18 protein-coding genes are annotated in these 16,986 nt (G+C 72.3%); 5 read left to right on the forward strand and 13 right to left on the reverse strand.

Annotated features, from left to right (window positions below; all coding sequences use genetic code 11):
• The first annotated feature begins 235 nt into the window (after nt 1-235).
• Complete coding sequence (locus BJ979_RS00620; protein ID WP_343046532.1) at nt 236-688, forward strand: DUF3817 domain-containing protein; 453 nt, start codon at nt 236-238, stop codon at nt 686-688.
• On the opposite strand, the gene BJ979_RS00625 is transcribed toward BJ979_RS00620, so the two are convergent.
• Together BJ979_RS00625 and BJ979_RS00630 are read right to left on the reverse strand one after the other, a co-directional pair.
• A complete protein-coding gene (locus BJ979_RS00625) occupies nt 685-1,224 on the reverse strand; it encodes an SRPBCC family protein (RefSeq protein ID WP_179564206.1) in 540 nt (179 codons plus the stop codon). The genes BJ979_RS00620 and BJ979_RS00625 overlap by 4 nt on opposite strands.
• Nucleotide 1,225: 1 nt before the next feature.
• Nucleotides 1,226-1,567 (reverse strand): ArsR/SmtB family transcription factor, encoded by a 342-nt coding sequence (locus tag BJ979_RS00630; protein ID WP_179564208.1) that lies wholly within the window; start codon nt 1,565-1,567, stop codon nt 1,226-1,228.
• 306 nt (nt 1,568-1,873) lie between these two features.
• Between BJ979_RS00630 and BJ979_RS00635 the strand changes: the two genes are divergently transcribed.
• The gene (locus BJ979_RS00635; RefSeq protein WP_179564210.1) at nt 1,874-3,064 is read left to right on the forward strand and encodes an MFS transporter; all 1,191 of its coding nucleotides are present in this window, start codon (nt 1,874-1,876) and stop codon (nt 3,062-3,064) included.
• Between the two features lie 180 nt (nt 3,065-3,244).
• Here the strand turns inward: BJ979_RS00635 and BJ979_RS00640 are convergent, their stop codons facing one another.
• From BJ979_RS00640 to BJ979_RS00665, 6 genes are all read right to left on the reverse strand, one after another.
• Complete coding sequence (locus BJ979_RS00640; RefSeq protein ID WP_179564212.1) at nt 3,245-3,754, reverse strand: FBP domain-containing protein; 510 nt, start codon at nt 3,752-3,754, stop codon at nt 3,245-3,247.
• 603 nt (nt 3,755-4,357) lie between these two features.
• Nucleotides 4,358-5,011 carry an HAD-IA family hydrolase gene (locus BJ979_RS00645; RefSeq protein WP_179564214.1) on the reverse strand — a complete coding sequence of 218 codons (654 nt, stop codon included), beginning with the start codon at nt 5,009-5,011 and terminating at the stop codon, nt 4,358-4,360.
• Nucleotides 5,012-5,163: 152 nt separating this feature from the next.
• Nucleotides 5,164-6,591: a PTS ascorbate transporter subunit IIC gene (ulaA, locus tag BJ979_RS00650; RefSeq protein WP_179564216.1), complete on the reverse strand. Its 1,428-nt coding sequence runs from the start codon at nt 6,589-6,591 to the stop codon at nt 5,164-5,166.
• The gene (locus tag BJ979_RS00655; RefSeq protein WP_179564218.1) at nt 6,588-6,884 is read right to left on the reverse strand and encodes a PTS sugar transporter subunit IIB; all 297 of its coding nucleotides are present in this window, start codon (nt 6,882-6,884) and stop codon (nt 6,588-6,590) included. The genes ulaA and BJ979_RS00655 overlap by 4 nt, the downstream gene beginning before the upstream one ends.
• Nucleotides 6,881-7,387, reverse strand: a complete 507-nt coding sequence (locus tag BJ979_RS00660) for a PTS sugar transporter subunit IIA (protein WP_218853402.1) — start codon at nt 7,385-7,387, stop codon at nt 6,881-6,883. Before BJ979_RS00660 ends, BJ979_RS00655 begins: the two co-directional genes overlap by 4 nt.
• The gene (locus tag BJ979_RS00665; protein ID WP_179564220.1) at nt 7,387-8,115 is read right to left on the reverse strand and encodes a GntR family transcriptional regulator; all 729 of its coding nucleotides are present in this window, start codon (nt 8,113-8,115) and stop codon (nt 7,387-7,389) included. Before BJ979_RS00665 ends, BJ979_RS00660 begins: the two co-directional genes overlap by 1 nt.
• 163 nt (nt 8,116-8,278) lie before the next feature.
• Here BJ979_RS00665 and tkt point away from each other — a divergent pair, with 163 nt between their 5' ends.
• Nucleotides 8,279-10,342: a transketolase gene (tkt, locus tag BJ979_RS00670; RefSeq protein WP_179564222.1), complete on the forward strand. Its 2,064-nt coding sequence runs from the start codon at nt 8,279-8,281 to the stop codon at nt 10,340-10,342.
• Nucleotides 10,339-10,617 (forward strand): HPr family phosphocarrier protein, encoded by a 279-nt coding sequence (locus BJ979_RS00675; protein WP_179564224.1) that lies wholly within the window; start codon nt 10,339-10,341, stop codon nt 10,615-10,617. The genes tkt and BJ979_RS00675 overlap by 4 nt, the downstream gene beginning before the upstream one ends.
• A 91-nt stretch (nt 10,618-10,708) precedes the next feature.
• Here BJ979_RS00675 and BJ979_RS00680 read toward each other — a convergent pair whose 3' ends face one another.
• The 5 genes from BJ979_RS00680 to BJ979_RS00700 form a co-directional block, all read right to left on the reverse strand.
• The gene (locus BJ979_RS00680; protein WP_179564226.1) at nt 10,709-11,863 is read right to left on the reverse strand and encodes a bifunctional 2-methylcitrate synthase/citrate synthase; all 1,155 of its coding nucleotides are present in this window, start codon (nt 11,861-11,863) and stop codon (nt 10,709-10,711) included.
• A 146-nt stretch (nt 11,864-12,009) separates the two neighbouring features.
• The gene (prpB, locus tag BJ979_RS00685; protein WP_179564228.1) at nt 12,010-12,933 is read right to left on the reverse strand and encodes a methylisocitrate lyase; all 924 of its coding nucleotides are present in this window, start codon (nt 12,931-12,933) and stop codon (nt 12,010-12,012) included.
• Nucleotides 12,933-14,489, reverse strand: coding sequence for an MmgE/PrpD family protein (locus BJ979_RS00690; protein ID WP_179564230.1), 1,557 nt, complete (start codon nt 14,487-14,489; stop codon nt 12,933-12,935). The genes prpB and BJ979_RS00690 overlap by 1 nt, the downstream gene beginning before the upstream one ends.
• Nucleotides 14,486-15,229 carry a GntR family transcriptional regulator gene (locus BJ979_RS00695; RefSeq protein WP_179564232.1) on the reverse strand — a complete coding sequence of 248 codons (744 nt, stop codon included), beginning with the start codon at nt 15,227-15,229 and terminating at the stop codon, nt 14,486-14,488. Before BJ979_RS00695 ends, BJ979_RS00690 begins: the two co-directional genes overlap by 4 nt.
• A 311-nt stretch (nt 15,230-15,540) precedes the next feature.
• On the reverse strand, nt 15,541-16,296 hold the full coding sequence (locus tag BJ979_RS00700; RefSeq protein ID WP_343046533.1) for a YitT family protein: 756 nt from the start codon (nt 16,294-16,296) through the stop codon (nt 15,541-15,543).
• 99 nt (nt 16,297-16,395) lie between these two features.
• Here BJ979_RS00700 and BJ979_RS00705 point away from each other — a divergent pair, with 99 nt between their 5' ends.
• On the forward strand, nt 16,396-16,872 hold the full coding sequence (locus tag BJ979_RS00705) for an Lrp/AsnC family transcriptional regulator (RefSeq protein WP_179564234.1): 477 nt from the start codon (nt 16,396-16,398) through the stop codon (nt 16,870-16,872).
• The last annotated feature ends 114 nt before the right edge of the window (nt 16,873-16,986 follow it).

Here is a 16,986-nt window from a genome sequence, read left to right on the forward strand (position 1 = left end):
GGGTCGGGCTGTCGTAACCCGGGCGAACTGGGCAACTCGACGGCATCCATGACCCGGGTGATCCTGAGTTGCCCACTTCCGCGGCGTGCCGGCCTCGGGATCCCGCGGAACTGGGCAACTCGGGAGTGCGATGAGTGCGGGGTGCACGCGATGCAGGTCGACGCGGCGGGAGCTCCCAGGGGGCGTCGGTAGCGTGGATGCGCCGCCTGACGCCCTCCCGGAAAGGACCGCGCCGGTGACCTCACCCGCAGCTCCCGACACGACATCCACCTCGACCGCGCCGCCGCCCGACGGCACGCCCCGCGGTGCGCTGAGCCGGCTCGTCGCCCCGGGCAATTCGCCCGCGCGGGTCAGCCGCCTCGGCCGCGTCTTCATCGCGATCGCGACGCTCGAGGCCGTGACCTGGGCGGGCCTGCTCGTCGGCATGTTCCTCAAGTACGTGACCGAGACGACCGACCACGTCGTGACCGTCTTCGGCACGGCGCACGGCGGGGCGTTCCTCGTCTACGGGGCACTCTCGATCGTGTGCGCGATCGCGTTCCGCTGGCGCTGGTGGGTCACGCTGCTCGCGCTGGCCGCGGCGGTTCCGCCGCTCGTGACCGTGCCGCTGGAGCTGTGGATGCGACGCCGCCGGCTGCTGCACCGGGAGCCGGCGGGAGCATCCACCTCGCTCGGGTCGCCCGCCTAGCTCGACTCCGCGGCACCGACCTCGGCACCGCCGACCTCGGCGACCAGCCGGGCGACGGTCTGCTGCCATCCGGGTCGCATCGCACTCAGCAGGTCGCGCGCCACGTGCTCGTCCATATGCACGGGGAAGTCGACGTCGAGCGTGAGCAGGGTGCCCGTCACCCCCTCGACCTCCGCGTCGGCGAAGGTCAGCGTCGTGACCGGGGCGTCGTCGATCGCGGGGCCGGCGAGCTCGGGCCATCCGCCGACCGCGCCGAAGACGAACACGAGCCGCTCGTCGGGCACGATCTCGCGGTAGACGCCGCCGGTCACGTAGCGCGTGTCGGCGTCGATGATCATCAGCTGCCGCCAGGCGCCGCCGACCCGCAGGTCGACCTCGATCGGCTCAGACGGCCGCGGTTGCTGATCATTGAAGAACCAGTCGAGGTGGGCCGGGTCGGTCCAGGCGCGGAAGACGCGCTCGCGCGGCACCGGGAAGCGCCAGGTGAGCGTGAAGCCACGGCGCTCGGCGGTGGATGCGGGGGTCTGGTCGGACATGTCACTGCTCCTTCGCGGTGGTTGAGGTGGATGCCCGCAGCTGAGCGTCGAGTCGCGCGAGGCGGGACCCGAAGAAGCGCCGGTACGGCTCCATCCACGCGTCGGCGTCGGCGAGCGCGGCCGGCTCGAGGCGGCAGGGGCGCCAGCGGGCGTCGCGTCCGCGGCTGATGAGGCCGGCGCGCTCGAGCACCTTCAGGTGCCGCGAGATCGCGGGCAGGCTGATGTCGTGCGGGGCGGCGAGCTCGGTCACGGTCGCCTCGCCCTCGACGAGGCGCGCGAGCATCGCGCGCCGGGTCGGATCGGCGAGAGCGGCGAAGGTGCCGCTGAGTGCATCGTCGGTCATCGCGTCCTCATTTAACGAATGTGTTAAGTATGCTCGCGATGTGGACCGTGTCAAGGGCGCGCGGACCGGTCCACTCCCCCGCGATCGGCCCGCCGCGCGCAACGCGAGCGCAACCGATGCCGCCCTAGGCTCGGACGGTGAGCGCAGCGACAGGTTCCGGCGACGGACCCGTCGCAACCGGCGGGGCATCGATGCCGAACAGCTGGCTCCGCGTCGCGCCCATCGTCGTCGGGCTGGCGCTGTGATCGACGCGCGGCACCCCGGCGGCTGGCTCCGCGTCGCGCCCATCGTCATCGGGCTGGCGCTGTGATCGACGCGCGGCACCCCGGCGGCTGGCTCCGAGTCGCGCCCATCGTCATCGCTCTCGCCTGGGGCGGCAACCACTTCGTGCCGCTCATGCAACTCTACGAGCGCGTCTACGGCTACTCGACCGTCGAGGTCGACCTCTTCCTCGCGTTCTACGTGATCGGCCTGGTGCCCGGCTTCGCCCTGTCGGGTGCGTGGAGCGACCGCTGGGGCCGCAAGCCGGTCATGCTCGGCGGGCTGGTGATCGGCGTGATCGGCAGCGTCATCCTCGCCACCGCCAGCTCGAGCGTGGTCGGAATGAGCGTCGGCCGCCTCGTCTGCGGCGTCAGCGTCGCGGTCGGCATGGTCGTCGGCAGCAGCTGGATCAAAGAGCTGTCGGTCGCCTCCGGCCGCTCGTCGTCGGGCGCCCGCCGTGCGGCGCTGTCGCTGACGGCCGGATTCGGCGGCGGCGCCGGGATCGGCGGGGTGCTGGCGCAGTGGGCTCCGCTGCCGACCGTGCTGCCCTACGTCGTGCAGATCGCGGCGACGATCCTCGCCGGCGTCGTGCTGCTGCGGGCTCCGGAGACGCGGATGCCCGACCCGGCCGTGCGCTCGCTGCTCGGCGATCTGCGCATCCCCCGTCATGCTCGCCGTCGCTTCGTGCGCACCGTGCTGCCGCTCGCGCCGTGGGTGTTCGCGGCACCGGCGCTCGCCTTCGCGGTCGGACCGAACCTCGTCGCGGATCAGACCGGCGAGCTGCGCGTCGGCTTCGCGACCCTCGCCACCGTCGTCACCCTCAGCGCGGGCACGGTCGTGCAGCTGCTCTCGGCGCCGATCGCCCGCCTCACCCGCGAGCGCCACGGCGTGATCGGCATGGCGCTCATCGCGATCGGCGCGGTGCTGGTGATCCGCGCGGCCGTCACCGGTTCGATCCCCGCGGTACTCGTCGCGGCGCCGCTCTTCGGCGCCGGCTATGGGCTCTGCATGGTCTTCGGTCTCGCCGCCGTGCAGAACATGGCGACGCCCCACGACCTCGCCGGGCTCACCGCCGTCTACTACTCCCTCACCTACGCCGGCTTCTTCCTGCCGGCGATCCTGGCGGTGCTCGCGCCGCTCGTCTCGTTCCCGGCCGCGCTCATCGGCACGGCCGTCGTGGTGCTGGGATGCGCGGCGCTCGTCGTGCGCGGCCTGCGCCGGGGCGCGAGCGCGTAGCCCGCGCCCGCGCGCTCAGCGTCGGCCCAGCGGGAGCCCGGCGTCACACTGCGACGTGGTGATCGTGCAGAGCCGACGCTGTGCCGTCGACCCCCCACGACCTGCGTTCAGCGGAACGCGACCCGCTCGGCGCACCTCAGCGCGACGCGCCGCCATACCGAGGCCGCCGCGCAGCGCGCATCAGGCCTCGGCGGTGACCGCCCGGGCGAAGTTCGCCGCGTGCTCGGCCAGGCGCAGCATCCGCTCCTGCCTGGCGGCCTCGATGTCGTAGCCGATGTAGGCCGGCGGCGGCGGGGTGCGCACGTTCGCCGAGCACTCGAACTCCGAGCAGAGCAGGGTGCCGAGGGTGTCGCCCTTGCGGCCGGCGGCGCCGGCGCGCTTGGCGCTGAAGAAGACGACGTCGTTCGGCAGGCGCACGTCCTGGCACCACGAGCACTGCGCGCGCGAGCGCGGTGCGGCGTCGGCCTGGCGTAGCAGCACGCCGACCAGTCCCTGCCCGTCGGGGGCCGTGTCATCCGGCACCGACAGCACCAGGTAGGCACGGCGGGCGAGCTTGCGATCGCGCCAGCCGAGGTAGTCGAGCTGACCGAAGTCGATCTCGTCGAGCTCGGGCAGGGTCAGTGAGCTGACCTCCTTGCGGGAGGCGTTGACGAAGGAGGCGCGGAGGGCCTTCTCATCGATGGGGAGCATGGGCGTGAAGCCTTTCGGATCCGCCGCGCGCCGGGGCGCGCGGGCGTGAACGGAGTCCGGCGACGACACGCGGGCGACGCTGTGCGCGCACGAGAGCAGCGGGCATCCGCGAGCTGCGGCGCGACGCGAGGTGGTCGCGCGGGAGAGATGAGGATGCGAGCCGTCGTGAAGCGGAGCCGGACGAGGAGATGAGGTGGATGCGCGGGGTCGAGCGACCGCGTCTACCTGGTGCCGGCGCAGAGCGCGCCAGCGACCTCCTCACGCCCGCGGGGCGTCGTGTTCCCGTTCTTCACGAGAGGTCACGGTACGCCCGTTCGGCGAGAATCGCACGCTCGGCGATGCGAGGTGCGGCCGGGCCGGGTACGCGGTTGCGGATGCAGAGGACCGTCAAGCCGCGGCCGGGCTCAGCGGCCGGCTCCGTGCGAAACTGCACACGTCGACGTTGCGCAGCGCGGGATCGCGGCACCGCACCGCACCGCACCGCACGCCGCGGCCGGTGCGGGCCGCGTGCGCGGTTTCGGATGCGCGCATCCACGGAGCCGCGGTGGGGATCGGCGACCATCCTCGTCCGAAACCGCGCACGCAGGTGCGGCGCCGGTCGGCTCAGGCGGCGGGCGCCGGCTCGAGCGGGGCGACCACGAGGGCGCCGTCGACCCAGCTCACGGCGCGCAGGTCGGCGACGAGCAGGTCGGGCGACCCCGCGCCGGCCGGGAGGCCGACGCCGATGACGGTGCCGACGCCGGCCGCGCGGGCGGCGGCGATGCCGGCCGGCGCATCCTCGAACACGACACAGCGGGCCGGATCGCGCTCGATCAGCTCGGCACCGCGGCGGTACGGCTCCGGATCGGGCTTGCCCCGGGCGACGTCCTCAGCAGCGACGATCCCGTCGGGCCGGGCGACGCCGGCGGAGGCCAGGCGGCGGGCGGCGAGCTCGCGGGCACCCGAGGTGACGACGGTCCAGAGGCCCTGCGGCAGCGCGTCCGTGAGCTCGACGGCGCCCGGGATCGCCCGGGTTCCGTCGACGTGCTCGACCTCGAGGCGCTCGAGCTCGGCGTTGGCACGCTCGACGTCGTCGGCGGCCACGAGGCTGCGCACCGTGTCGACGGCGCGGACGCCGTGCACGATGTCGCGGCGGAAGTCGAAGGCGGGCGCCCAGCGGGCCGCCCAGATTCCCCAGGCGCGCGCAGCCGACTCGAGCGAGTCGACGAGCACGCCGTCGCAGTCGAACAGCACGCCCTCGACCGGGATGCGCACCATGGTTCCTCCTTCTGGCCGGCCGGGGCCGGCATCCGTTTCGTGCCGCTCAGCTCGCGTCACCACGTGGCGCGACGCGACTCGGCTCGGGCTTCCACGCGGAACGGCGGCACCGGGCGACCGAGGTCGCGCAGCGCCGCCGTCCGCTTCTCAGATCACTTCGCCGAGATCGACTCCGACTCGGCCGCGTCGTCCGTCGCCGCGACGGCGGCGCGACGACGGTCGCGTCCGCGCAGCGCGAAGGTCGCGACGAACATCGCCACGATCGACACCAGGATGCCGGCGATGACGGCGATCTGCCCGCCGCCGACCGAGAGCCAGCCGAGGAACAGGCCGACGATGCCGTAGTCGGCGTCGGAGAACGTGGAGTTCGCGAAGCCGATCTCACCGAGCACCGGCAGCAGCAGCAGCGGCAGGAAGGTGATCGCGAGGCCGTTGGCGAAGGCGCCGAGCATCGCCCCGCGACGACCGCCCGCGGCGTTGCCGATGACGCCCGAGGCGGCGCCGGTCATGAAGTGCGCCACGACGCCGGGCACGATGATCGCGCCGCCCATGAAGACCATCGCGACCAGGCCGACGATGCCGCCGACGAAGCTCGAGAGAAAGCCGATGAGCACCGCGTTCGGCGCGAACGGGAAGACGATCGGCACATCCAGGGCCGGCTTCGCGTTCTTGACCAGTCGGTCGGAGATGCCCTTGAACGCGGGGATGATCTCGGCGAGCACCACGCGCACGCCGGCGAGGATGATGAACACGCCCGCCGAGAACGTCGCCGCCTGCATGAGCAGGAAGACGAGGAAGTTCTGGCCGTCGCTGAGCTTGTCCTCGATGTACGGAGCGCCGGCGAAGAGCCCGACGATCACGTAGATGACGGCCATCGAGAGGGCCACGATCACGGTGGTGTCGCGCAGGAAGCCGAGGCCGTTCGGGAACTTGATGTCCTCGGTCGACTTCGAGTTCCCCTTGCCGCGGGTGACCGTCGCGACGAGGCCGCTGAGCGCGATGCCGACGCCGCCGGTGTGGCCGAGCGCGACGTCGTCGTTGCCGGTGACCTTGCGCATGAACGGCTGGATGAGCGCCGGAGAGAGGGTCATGTAGACGCCCTGCGCGAGCGAGCCCCAGAGCACCACGGCCCAGGTGTCGAAGCCGGCGACGCCGAGGATGACGGCGATCATCGCCGCGATGTAGAAGGCGACGTGACCCGAGAGGTAGATGAACTTGAAGCGAGTCAGCGCCGCGAGGGCGATGTTCACGATCATGCCGAAGAAGAAGATCAGCGCGGCTGCCGAGCCGTACTTCAGCAGCACCTGGCCGACGATGGCCTCGTTGTTCGGCACGACGCCCTGCACGTTGAAGGCGTGCTGGAACATCTCGCCGAAGAAGCCGAGCGAGCCGACGACGACCCCGGCGCCCGCGGCGAGCACGAGGAATCCGACGAGGGTTCGCACGGTGCCCTTGAGCACGTCGCTGAACGACTTGCGCTGCACGGCGAGGCCGACGAGCGAGATCAGCGCGACGATGATCGCCGGCTGACGGAACAGATCGAGGAAGACGGAGAGGATGCCGTCGACGACGGGGTTCACTCGGCACCCCCGACGGCGATTCCGTGACGCTCGGCCGCGGCACGCACCTTCTCGGTGAGCTCGTTCTGGTCGATGATGCTGTTCAGCACCACCACGTCGCCCAGACCGGCCGCGGCTTCGGCGAGGTCGGCGCCGACGAAGACGGCATCCGCGTCGCCCTTCGCGACCGAGCCGAGGTCGGCGTGGTCGACGTCGACCCCGGTGACTCCGAGCTGCTTGAGCGCCTTCTCGATGTTCATGTGCACCATGAAGCTGGAGCCCAGCCCTGTGCTGCAGACCGCGAGGAACTTCATCCTTCGTTTCCGTTCTGATCGATGACCGCCGAGACCTCGGCGGGGGTGGTGGCCGCGAGCAGCGCGTCGCGCTGCTCGGCGTCGGTGAGCAGGCCGGCGAGCTCCTGCATGGTCTCCAGGTGTCCGGTCGGGTCGGAGGCCGCCAGGCACAGGAAGAGGTCGATGGGATGCGCGGCCTCGTCGTTGAGCAGCACGGCGGGCCGCACGCGCAGGGAGCTGAGTCCGGTGCGGTTGACGCCCGCTTCGGGGCGGGCGTGCGCGAGAGCGATGCCGAAGCCGAGGTCGATGTAGGTGCCGCCGGCGGCGATCGAGTCGAGCATGGCCTGCACGTAGCCGGGCTCGATCGAGCCGTCGGCGAGCAGCGGCGCGGCGACGCGCTGGACGGCGTCGCGCCAGCCGTCGACGTCGTCGGCGAAGAGGATGCGCTCGGGGGTGAGGTGGTCGCTCAGCATGGGGCCTTCTTGACGGTGGATGTTCGTGAGGCGGGTCGTCGTGGTCGCCATCAGCCGTGCAGGCCGAAGGCGATCTCGCTGTTCTGGGGGGTGAAGTGCGAGGTGCCGTACGAGACGGCGACGTCATCGGAGTCGTAGACGGTGGAGTCGACGCGCAGCACCTTCTCGCCGACCTCGACGCCGAGGTGCTGGGCGAGGGCGGTGTCGGCGGTGTCGAGCGAGACGACGACCTCGTTGCGGGCGAGGGTCACGCCGGCGCCGCGCAGGTAGTCGAAGAGCGAGCCGTCGGTGAAGTCGGCGTCGAGGATGCCGGGGAAGCGTTCGAGCGGCAGGTCGGTCACGGCGAGGTGGTGCAGGGCGTCGTTGACGTAGCGCAGGCGGGTGAGGCGGGCGACGCGGTCGGCGCTGTTGACGGCGAGCTTGTCGGAGCTGAAGGCGCCGGCCGCCGCATCCTCGAAGCCGATCACGCGGGTGTGCACGGCGTGCCCCTCGCGGCTCTGCTGTGTGTGGAACCCGCTGACCTGGTCGGCGAAGCGCTCGGGGTAGCGGGAGGCGTAGCGCGGTGCGGAGACGAAGGTGCCGCGGCCCTGCTCGCGCACGAGGAAGCCGTCGGCGATGAGGCCGTCGACTGCGTGGCGGAGGGTGATGCGGCTGACGCCGTACTCGTCGCAGAGCACCGGCTCGGCGGGCAGGCGCGTGCCGACCTCGAGGTCGCGGATGCGCGTGAGCAGGTGCTCGCGCACGGCCACGTACTTGCTCGTGCCGTTGGCGATGGGCATCGGCGCCTCCTCGTCGAGTTCGGGTGCCCTGCGGCCGTGCCGCGGGTGTCGGGTGCCGTCACATTGGATCAGTTTCGTCCTGATTCGTTATGACGACATGATTATTACACTATCGTCGCCGCTGTCGACAACACCGAGGTCGACGATGCCGAGGAGAGAACGCATGAGCACCGCCGTCCCCGCCGCCCCGACCACCGACGCCGCCGGCACGGATGCCGTCGTCGCCCGCGACGTCGACACCGTGACCACCGCCCGCCTGCTCGCGCTCGACGCCGTCGAGGCCGCCGGATCCGGACACCCCGGCACCGCGATCGCCCTCGCGCCCGTCGCCGAGCTGCTGTTCCAGAAGCACCTGCGCCACGACCCGGCGAACCCCGACTGGGCGGGCCGCGACCGCTTCGTGCTCTCGTGCGGGCACGCCAGCATCCTGCTGTACACGCAGCTCTTCCTCACCGGTTACGGCCTCGAGCTCGACGACCTGCGCTCCTTCCGCGCGCTCGACTCGCTCACTCCCGGGCACCCCGAGTACGGCCACACGCCCGGTGTCGAGACCACGACGGGTCCGCTCGGCCAGGGACTGGCCACGGCCGTCGGCATGGCCATGGCGATGAAGCACGAGCGCGCGAGCTACGACGCCGACGCCGCACTCGGCACCTCGCCGTTCGACCGCACCGTGTGGGTGCTCGCCTCCGACGGCGACATCCAGGAGGGCATCTCGGCCGAGGCCGCCGCGCTCGCCGGGCACCACCGCCTCGACAACCTCGTCGTGATCTACGACGACAACGACATCCAGATCGAGGGCTCGACCACCCTGTCGAGCTCGGAGGACGTCGCCGCGCGCTTCCGCGCCCACGGCTGGGAGGTCGACCGCGTCGAGCTCGCCGCCGACGGCGACGTCGATGTGCCCGCGCTGGATGCGGCGCTCGCCGCCCCGCGCACCGGGCGGCCGCGCCTGGTGGTGCTGAAATCGCAGATCGCCTGGCCCGCCCCGAACGCCGTCGGCACCGCCGCATCCCACGGCGCCCCGCTCGGCCAGGCCGAGGCGGCCGCGATGCGCGAGGTTCTCGGCGTCACGACCGGGCCGTTCGAGGTCGCCGACGAGGTACTCGCCGCGACCCGCACCGCGCTGACCCGCGGCGCCGCGCAGCACGCCGAGTGGCAGCAGCGCTTCGACGCCTGGAGCGCCGCCCACCCCGAGGCCGCCGCGCAGCTCGCCCGCGCCCAGTCGGGCCTGCTGCCCGAGGGGCTCGAGGCCGCGCTCCCGACCTGGCAGCCCGGTGAGGCGCTCGCCACCCGCGACGCCTCCGGCAAGATCATCCAGGCGCTCGCCGAGGTCATGCCCGAGCTGTGGGGCGGATCGGCCGACCTCGCCGAGCCCAACCGCACCGCGATCCACGGCGGCGGCTCCTTCCTGCCGGCCAGCCCGGCCGGCCGCAACGTGCACTGGGGTGTGCGCGAGCACGCCATGGCCGCCGCGATGAACGGCATCACGCTCGTCTCGGGGCAGCGCCACTTCGCGGGCACCTTCCTGGTGTTCAGCGACTACCAGCGCCCCGCGATCCGGCTCGCCAGCCTCATGGGCCTGCCGGTCACCTACCTGTGGAGCCACGACTCGGTCGCCCTCGGCTCCGACGGGCCCACCCACCAGCCGATCGAGCACCTCGCCGCGCTGCGCGCCATGCCCGGCTTCAGCGTCGTGCGCCCTGCCGACGCCGCCGAGACCGCCGCCGCCTGGCTCGCCATCCTGCAGCGCCGCGGCCCGGCCGGACTCGTGCTCGCCCGCCAGCCGATCGAGGTCGCCGCGACGCCCGCCGATGTCGTCGCCGAGGGCGTGCGCCGCGGCGCCTACGTCGTGCGGGATGCCGCCGCGCCGGCCGCGCTGATCGTCGCCACCGGCTCGGAGGTCAGCCTCGCGCTCGGCGCCGCCGAGCAGCTCGCCGCCGACGGCGTGCAGGTGCGCGTCGTCTCGATGCCCTCGCGCGAGTGGTTCGCCGAGCAGGATGCGGACTATCGCGCCGCCGTGCTGCCGGCCGAGCTCGACGTGCGCGTCGTGGTCGAGGCCGCGACCTCCTTCGGCTGGCACGACGTCGCCGGCCCGCACGGTCGCATCCTGAGCATCGACGGCTTCGGCCTCTCGGCACCCGCCGCCGACGCCCTCGCCGCGCGCGGCATGACGGTCGAGAACGTCGTCGCGACCGTGCGCGAGGCGATCGAGGCCCGCGCATGACCGCCACTGCGACCGTCGTCGTCGCCTCCGCGTCCGGACTGCACGCCCGCCCCGCCTCGCTGTTCGCCCAGACCGTCGCCAGGACCGGCCACGCCGTCACGATCCGGCTGACCGCCGGCGACAAGCCCGCGGTGAACGCCGCGAGCCTGATCGCGCTGCTCACCCTGGGAGCCGGACACGGCGCCGAGGTCGAGCTCGACGTCACCGGCGAGCGCGAAGACGAGGTGCTCGCCGAGCTGCGCGATCTGCTCGCGACCGACCTCGACGCGGCCTGAGCCGCATCCGCGTTCCGCATCCCGCGTCCGCCTGACACGACAAGGGCCGCCGATCATCGCGATCGGCGGCCCTTCGTCGGTTCCCGAGAACTCAGTTCTGGAGGTGCCGCTCGTCGGGGCCGACGTACTCGGAGAGCGGGCGGATGAGTGCGTTCGCCTCGAGCTGCTCCATGACGTGGGCGGTCCAGCCGACGACGCGCGAGGCGACGAACAGCGGCGTGAACGTCTTCGTGTCGAAGCCGAGCAGGTGGTAGGCCGGGCCGCTCGGGTAGTCGAGGTTCGGCTTGATGCTCTTCTTCGCCTCCATCGCGTCGGCGAGGCGGTGGTAGAGCGCGACGAGATCGGGTCCGCGACCGGCGGAGACCTCGGCGCCGCCGACACCCCGGAACTCGCCCGACTCGACGAGCTTCTCGAACGCGGCCTGCATCGTCGGCACGCGCGAGTCGCCGTTCTTGTAGACGCGGTGGCCGAAGCCCATGATCTTGCGCTTCTCGGCGAGCGCCGCATCCAGCCACGCCTCGGCGCCGTCGGCCGAGCCGATCTCGTCGAAGACGTCCATGACGGCCTCGTTCGCACCGCCGTGCAGCGGACCCTTGAGCGCGCCGATCGCCGCGACGACGGCCGAGTGCAGGTCGGCGAGCGTCGACGTGACCACCCGCGCGGTGAAAGTCGAGGCGTTGAAGGAGTGCTCGGCGTAGAGCACCATCGAGACCCGGAACACCTCGGCGGCCGCGTCGCTCGGCTCATCGCCGAAGGTCATCCAGAGGAAGTTGCGCGAGTAGTCGAGGTCGTCGCGCGGGGCGACCACGTCGAGCCCGTGGCGGCGGCGCTGGTCGTAGGCGACGATCGCGGGGATCGCCGCGAACAGCCGCTCCGACTTCGCCAGGTTCGCCTCGCGACTCGAGTCGTCGGTCTGCGGGTCGTTCGCGCCGAGCACGCTGACGGCGGTGCGCACGACATCCATCGGGTGCGAGCTCGTCGGCGTCAGGTCGATCGCCGCCTTCACGTTGTCGGCCAGGGCGCGGCCGGCCCGCTCGCGCGCCGTGAACTCCGCCAGCTCGGCCTCGGTCGGCAGCTCGCCGTGCCAGATCAGCCAGGCCACCTGCTCGTACGACAGGGATGCGGCGAGCTCCTGCACCGGATAGCCGCGGTACAGCAGCGAGTTCGTCTCCGGGTTGACCTTCGAGATCGAGGTCGTGTCGACCACGACGCCCGCGAGGCCCTTCTTGATGTCGGTGTCGGTCATGTCGCTCCTTCGCGGCGCCTCGAGAGGCGGATGCGCCCGGTGCGGGCGGCGGTTGAGGGGGTGAGGTCAGTGTGCGCCCGCGGGCGCCCGGTTCACAGGATGGATGCGCGGCTCTCGCCCGGCGCTCAGCCCGGCACTGCGCATCCTCAGCTCTGTCGGTTGTTGCCGAGGTCGAAGGTGAAGATGCCCGCGTCGAACTCCGAGTAGCCGGAGTAGTCGACGAGCTCGTAGAGCCGCGCGCGGGTCTGCATGCTCGGCACCTGGCTCTGCAGCGACCCCTCGGTGCCGAGCGCGTCGAGGCCGCGCTCGGCGGCGCCCATCGCGAGACGCAGGAGCGACACCGGGAAGATCACGAGGTTCACGCCGACACTCTCGAGCTGCGACACGGTGAAGAGCTCGCTCTTGCCGAACTCGGTCATGTTCGCCAGCACGGGCACGTCGACGGCGGCGCGGATCGCGGCGAACTCCTCGAGGGTCGCCATCGCCTCGGGGAAGATCGCGTCGGCGCCCGCATCCACCAGCGCCTTTGCCCGGTCGACGGCGTCGCGCAGGCCCTGCTCTCCGCCGGCGACGCCGCGGATGTCGGTGCGCGCCATGATCAGGAAGTTCGCGTCACGCCGCCCGGCGGCCGCGGCGGCGATGCGCTTCAGCGCGGTCGACTCGTCCACGACCTCCTTGCCGTCGAGGTGCCCGCAGCGCTTCGGGTTGACCTGGTCTTCGATGTGGATGCCGGCGACGCCCGCATCCTCCATCAGCTGCACCGTTCGCGCGACGTTCATCGGCTCGCCGAAGCCGGTGTCGGCATCCACCAGCGTCGGCAGGTCGGTCACGCGGGCGATCTGGCCGGCGCGCTGCGACACCTCGGTGAGCGTGGTCAGCCCGATGTCGGGCAGGCCGAGGTCGGCGCTGAGCACGGCGCCCGAGACGTAGACGCCCTCGAAACCCTTCTCCTGGATCAGCTGCGCGCTCAGCGGGTTGAAGGCGCCGGGCAGGCGCAGCAGCTTGCCGCTCGCGAGCGCCTCGCGGAAGGCGGCGCGCTTCTCGTGCGGCGGCAGGGTCGACTGCAGCATCAGAACAGTCCCTTCGGGGAGGCGGGCAGAGCGCCGATCGGGGCGCCCTCGGTGACACTGACGGTGAGCCCGCCGAGCTCGGCGGCGGTCAGTTCGGGCAGGCGCTCGGCCAGCGCCAGGAAGCGCTCGATCTCGGCGCCCGCGAGCACCGGCTCGGCCAGCTCGCGGAACTTGCGCACGTAATCGGCGCGGGCGAAGGGCCGGGCGCCGAGCGGATGCGCATCCGCCACCGCGATCTCGTCGACGATGCGGCGTCCATCCGCGAGCTCGATCTCGACGCGACCGCCGAAGGCCTTCTCGGCCGGGTCGATCGAGTGGTACCGGCGCGTCCACTCCGCATCCTCGGCCGTCGTGATCTTGTGCCACAGCGCGACCGTGTCGGGGCGGGCGGCCCGCTCGGGGGCGTAGGAGTCGGCGTGGTGCCACGTGCCGTCCTGCAGGGCGACGGCGAAGATGTACGGCACCGAGTGGTCGAGCGTCTCGCGGCTCGCGGTCGGGTCGTACTTCTGCGGGTCGTTCGCGCCCGAGCCGATCACGTAGTGCGTGTGGTGGCTGGTGGCGATGAGGATGCTCGCCACGTTCGCCGGGTCGCGCAGCTCGGGATGCTCGGCGCCGAGCTTGCGCGCCAGGTCGATCCAGGCCTGCGCCTGGTACTCGGCCGAGTGCTCCTTCGTGTACGTGTCGAGGATGCCGCGCTTCGCCTCGCCAGCGGCCGGAAGCGGAACCTCGTAGCGCGCATCCGGCCCGTCGAGCAGCCAGGCGATGACGCCGTCTTCGCCCTCCCAGATCGGGCTCGGACTGGTCTGGCCGCGCAGCGCCCGATCGACGGCCTCGATCGCCATCTTGCCGGCGAAGGCGGGCGCGTAGGCCTTCCAGGTGGAGATCTCGCCCTTGCGCGACTGTCGGGTCGCCGTGGTCGTGTGCAGGGCCTGGCCGATCGCCTGGTAGATCACGGCCGGGTCGAGGCCGAGCAGGGTTCCGATGCCGGCCGCGGCGCTCGGGCCGAGGTGCGCGACGTGGTCGATCTTGTGCTTGTGCAGGCTGATCGCCTTCACCAGGTCGACCTGGATCTCGTATCCGGTCGCGGCGCCGCGCACGAAGGCCGCGCCATCCTGACCGGTGTGCTGCGCGACGGCGAGGATCGGCGGGATGTTGTCGCCCGGGTGCGAGTAGTCGGCGGCGAGGAAGGTGTCGTGGAAGTCGAGCTCGCGCACGGCCACGCCGTTCGCGAAGGCGGCCCACTCGGGGCTGAAGCGGGCTCCGCTGTTGCTGCTGCCGATGCCGGTTCCGGCGCCGGTCGGGTCGATGCCGAACACCGTCGCGCCGGGGGTCTTCGGGTTGGCCTCGGCCTGCCCGCGTGCGGCGACGACGGGCGCGCGGCCCAGGCTCGCGGTCGCGACGGCCGCGTTGTCGATCACGCGGTTGATGATCATGTCGACCACCTCCGGCTCGACGGCGACCGGGTCGGCGGCGACCTCGGCGACCTTCCACGCCAGCTGCTCTTCGCGGGGCAGCGGCTCCTCGCTGCGGTAGACGCGCAGGGGGTGCAGGTTCATGGGCGGCCTTTCTCGGGGCTGGGTGAGAGGGATGCGACGGCGGCGGACGCGTGGCCGGGCGTGCTGGCGGCGGCAGCGGCGGCAGCCGCGGACGCGGCGGCAGCCGACTCTGCGCGGTCGAGCGTGTCGAGAAGGTGGGCGAGCGAAGCCCGCAGGTGCACGGTCGTCGCGGAGGCGGCGAGCACCTCGTCGCGGTCGCGGATCGCCGCGCAGATCAGTCGGTGCTCGTCGGCCGCGCGTAGCAGCCGGTCGGCGTCGTCGGCCGCGTTGCGGCGGGCGCGCTGGAGGTGCGTGCGGATGCCGGCGAGCGCGGCGCGCAGGGCCGAGTTGCCCACCGCATCCGCCACAGCCTCGTCGAAGTCGGCGACGACGGCGTAGTACGCGTCGATGCCGCCCTCGTCGAGCGTGGATGCGGCGGCGGCGAAGCGCGCGGCGAGCGCCGCGAAGACGGCCGGATCGCCGCGGCGGGCAGCGAGGCGGCCGGCCTGCACCTCGAGCGGCTCGCGCACCTCGAACTGCTCGCGCACGCCGTCGGCCGAGACCGCGGAGACGACGGCGGTGCGGCGGGAGGTGTCGACGAGTCCCTCCATCGCGAGGCGGGCGAGGGCGGAACGCAACGGCGTGCGGGAGACGCCGAGCTCGGCGGCGAGGTCGATCTCGCTCAGCACGGAGCCGGGCCGACGGCGCCAGGTGACGATGTCATCCCGCAGTCGCTCGTAGGCCGCCTCGCTCGCACGCATCGGGGCCACCCTACGCCCGTGTATCCCGAGCGCGCATCTTGTCGACTCTTCGTCGCGGTCCCGACACTCTCTGTATACCGGGCGCCGATCGTCGAGCGCCGGAGATCGAGGGTGGCCACAAATCACACGCGACACGCCGCAGAAGCGTGCACTCTCTGGCCACCCCGCGAGCCCATCCCGACGCCGCACCTCGAGGGTGGCCACAAATCACACGCGACACGCCGCAGAAGCGTGCAATCTTTGGCCACCCGACGCTCGCGCGCTGATCCCTCGGACCTCGGGCGCCGCGAAGCGCGACGACGCGCGGGCTCTCAGGCTCCGGTGTAGCGGCCCGGCCGGTGGTTGAGGGCGACGATGCCGTTGAGCACGATGGCTCCGGCGACCGAGACCGCGAAGACGAGCGGCGGCAGCACGGTGAGGGCGACGACGAGGACGACCGCATCCATCGCCAGCATGAGCCAGCCGGCGCGCCAGCCGAAGCGGTCTTGCAGGATCAGCGCCAGGATGCCGAAGCCGCCCACGCTCGACCGGTGCCGGAACAGCGCCAGCACTCCCATGCCGCACAGCACGTTGCCCGCGATCGCGGCGTAGATCGGCGGCAGCTCGACCGGCGGCCAGAGCAGCGCGTGACCGGCGGCTCCGAGCGAGACTCCGACGATGCAGAGCAACGAGCGGAGGGTGAAGCTCCAGCCGCGGCGGCCGATCGCCAACGCCAGGAACGGGAGGTTGACCAGTGCGAACAGCAGCGGGAACGACCATCCCGTCGCGTAGCTGATCGTCAGGGCGATGCCCGCGGTGCCGCCGGTGACGACGCCGCCGGCCTTGAGCACGAAGAGTCCGAGAGAGACGAGCACGACGCCGACGAGGAGCCCCGCGACGTCTTCGACGCGGCCGTGCGGGATCGGGATGGCCGGGGCCGGTTCGGGATGCAGGGCCGGTTCGGGATGCGGTGCCGGGTCGGGATGGCCCGGTCCCGAGAGGTGCGGGCGGGCAGGATCGAGAGCCGACGCAGCAGCGGCAGGGATCGCGGGGGTGGCCCGGCGCGGGAACGGGATGCGGAGGGTCACGTCACGATCATCGGCGCAGATGCGCGTGGAGCTCTACCGATCCGACCTCGATACATCGATCTGCTTGATCTGCCTTCGCTGACTAAGCAGAATGCGCACATGGACCGCATCGATCAGCTCGACGCCCGCATCCTGCGCGCCCTCGACGACGACCCCGCGGCGACGACGGTCGCGCTCTCCGCGACGCTCGGCGTCGCCCGCAACACGGTCGCCGCGCGGCTCGCCCGGCTGCAGCGCGACGGGGTGCTCACCTCCCCCGGCTCGCGCGTCGATCCGCGCGCCCTCGGCTACGACCTGGTCGCCTTCGTCGAGGTCGTGGTGAGCCAGGGCAACGCGCAGCCGGCGCTGACCGAGCTGGCGAGCATCCCTGAGGTCATCGAGATCAACGCGACCTCCGGGCGGGCGGATGCGCTGGTGCGGGTGGTCGCGCGCGACACCGCCGACCTCTACCGTGTCACGAACGCGATGCTCGAGACCCCCGGAGTGCTGCGCTCGAGCACGGCGATCGTGTTGACCGAGGCGCTGCCGCTGCGCGTCGCGCCGCTGCTCGACCGGCGGGCGTCGGGCGAGGGCTGAGCCGCCGCATCCCGACTCGCATCCCGCTCGCCGCGCGACGCCACGAGTGGCGGCGAATGCTCGCGACATCTCGATGGCGCGCGGCGCGGGCTCGGGTACGGGCCGGGCGTGATG

The organism is Schumannella luteola, assembly GCF_013408685.1.
GTDB lineage: Bacteria > Actinomycetota > Actinomycetes > Actinomycetales > Microbacteriaceae > Schumannella > Schumannella luteola.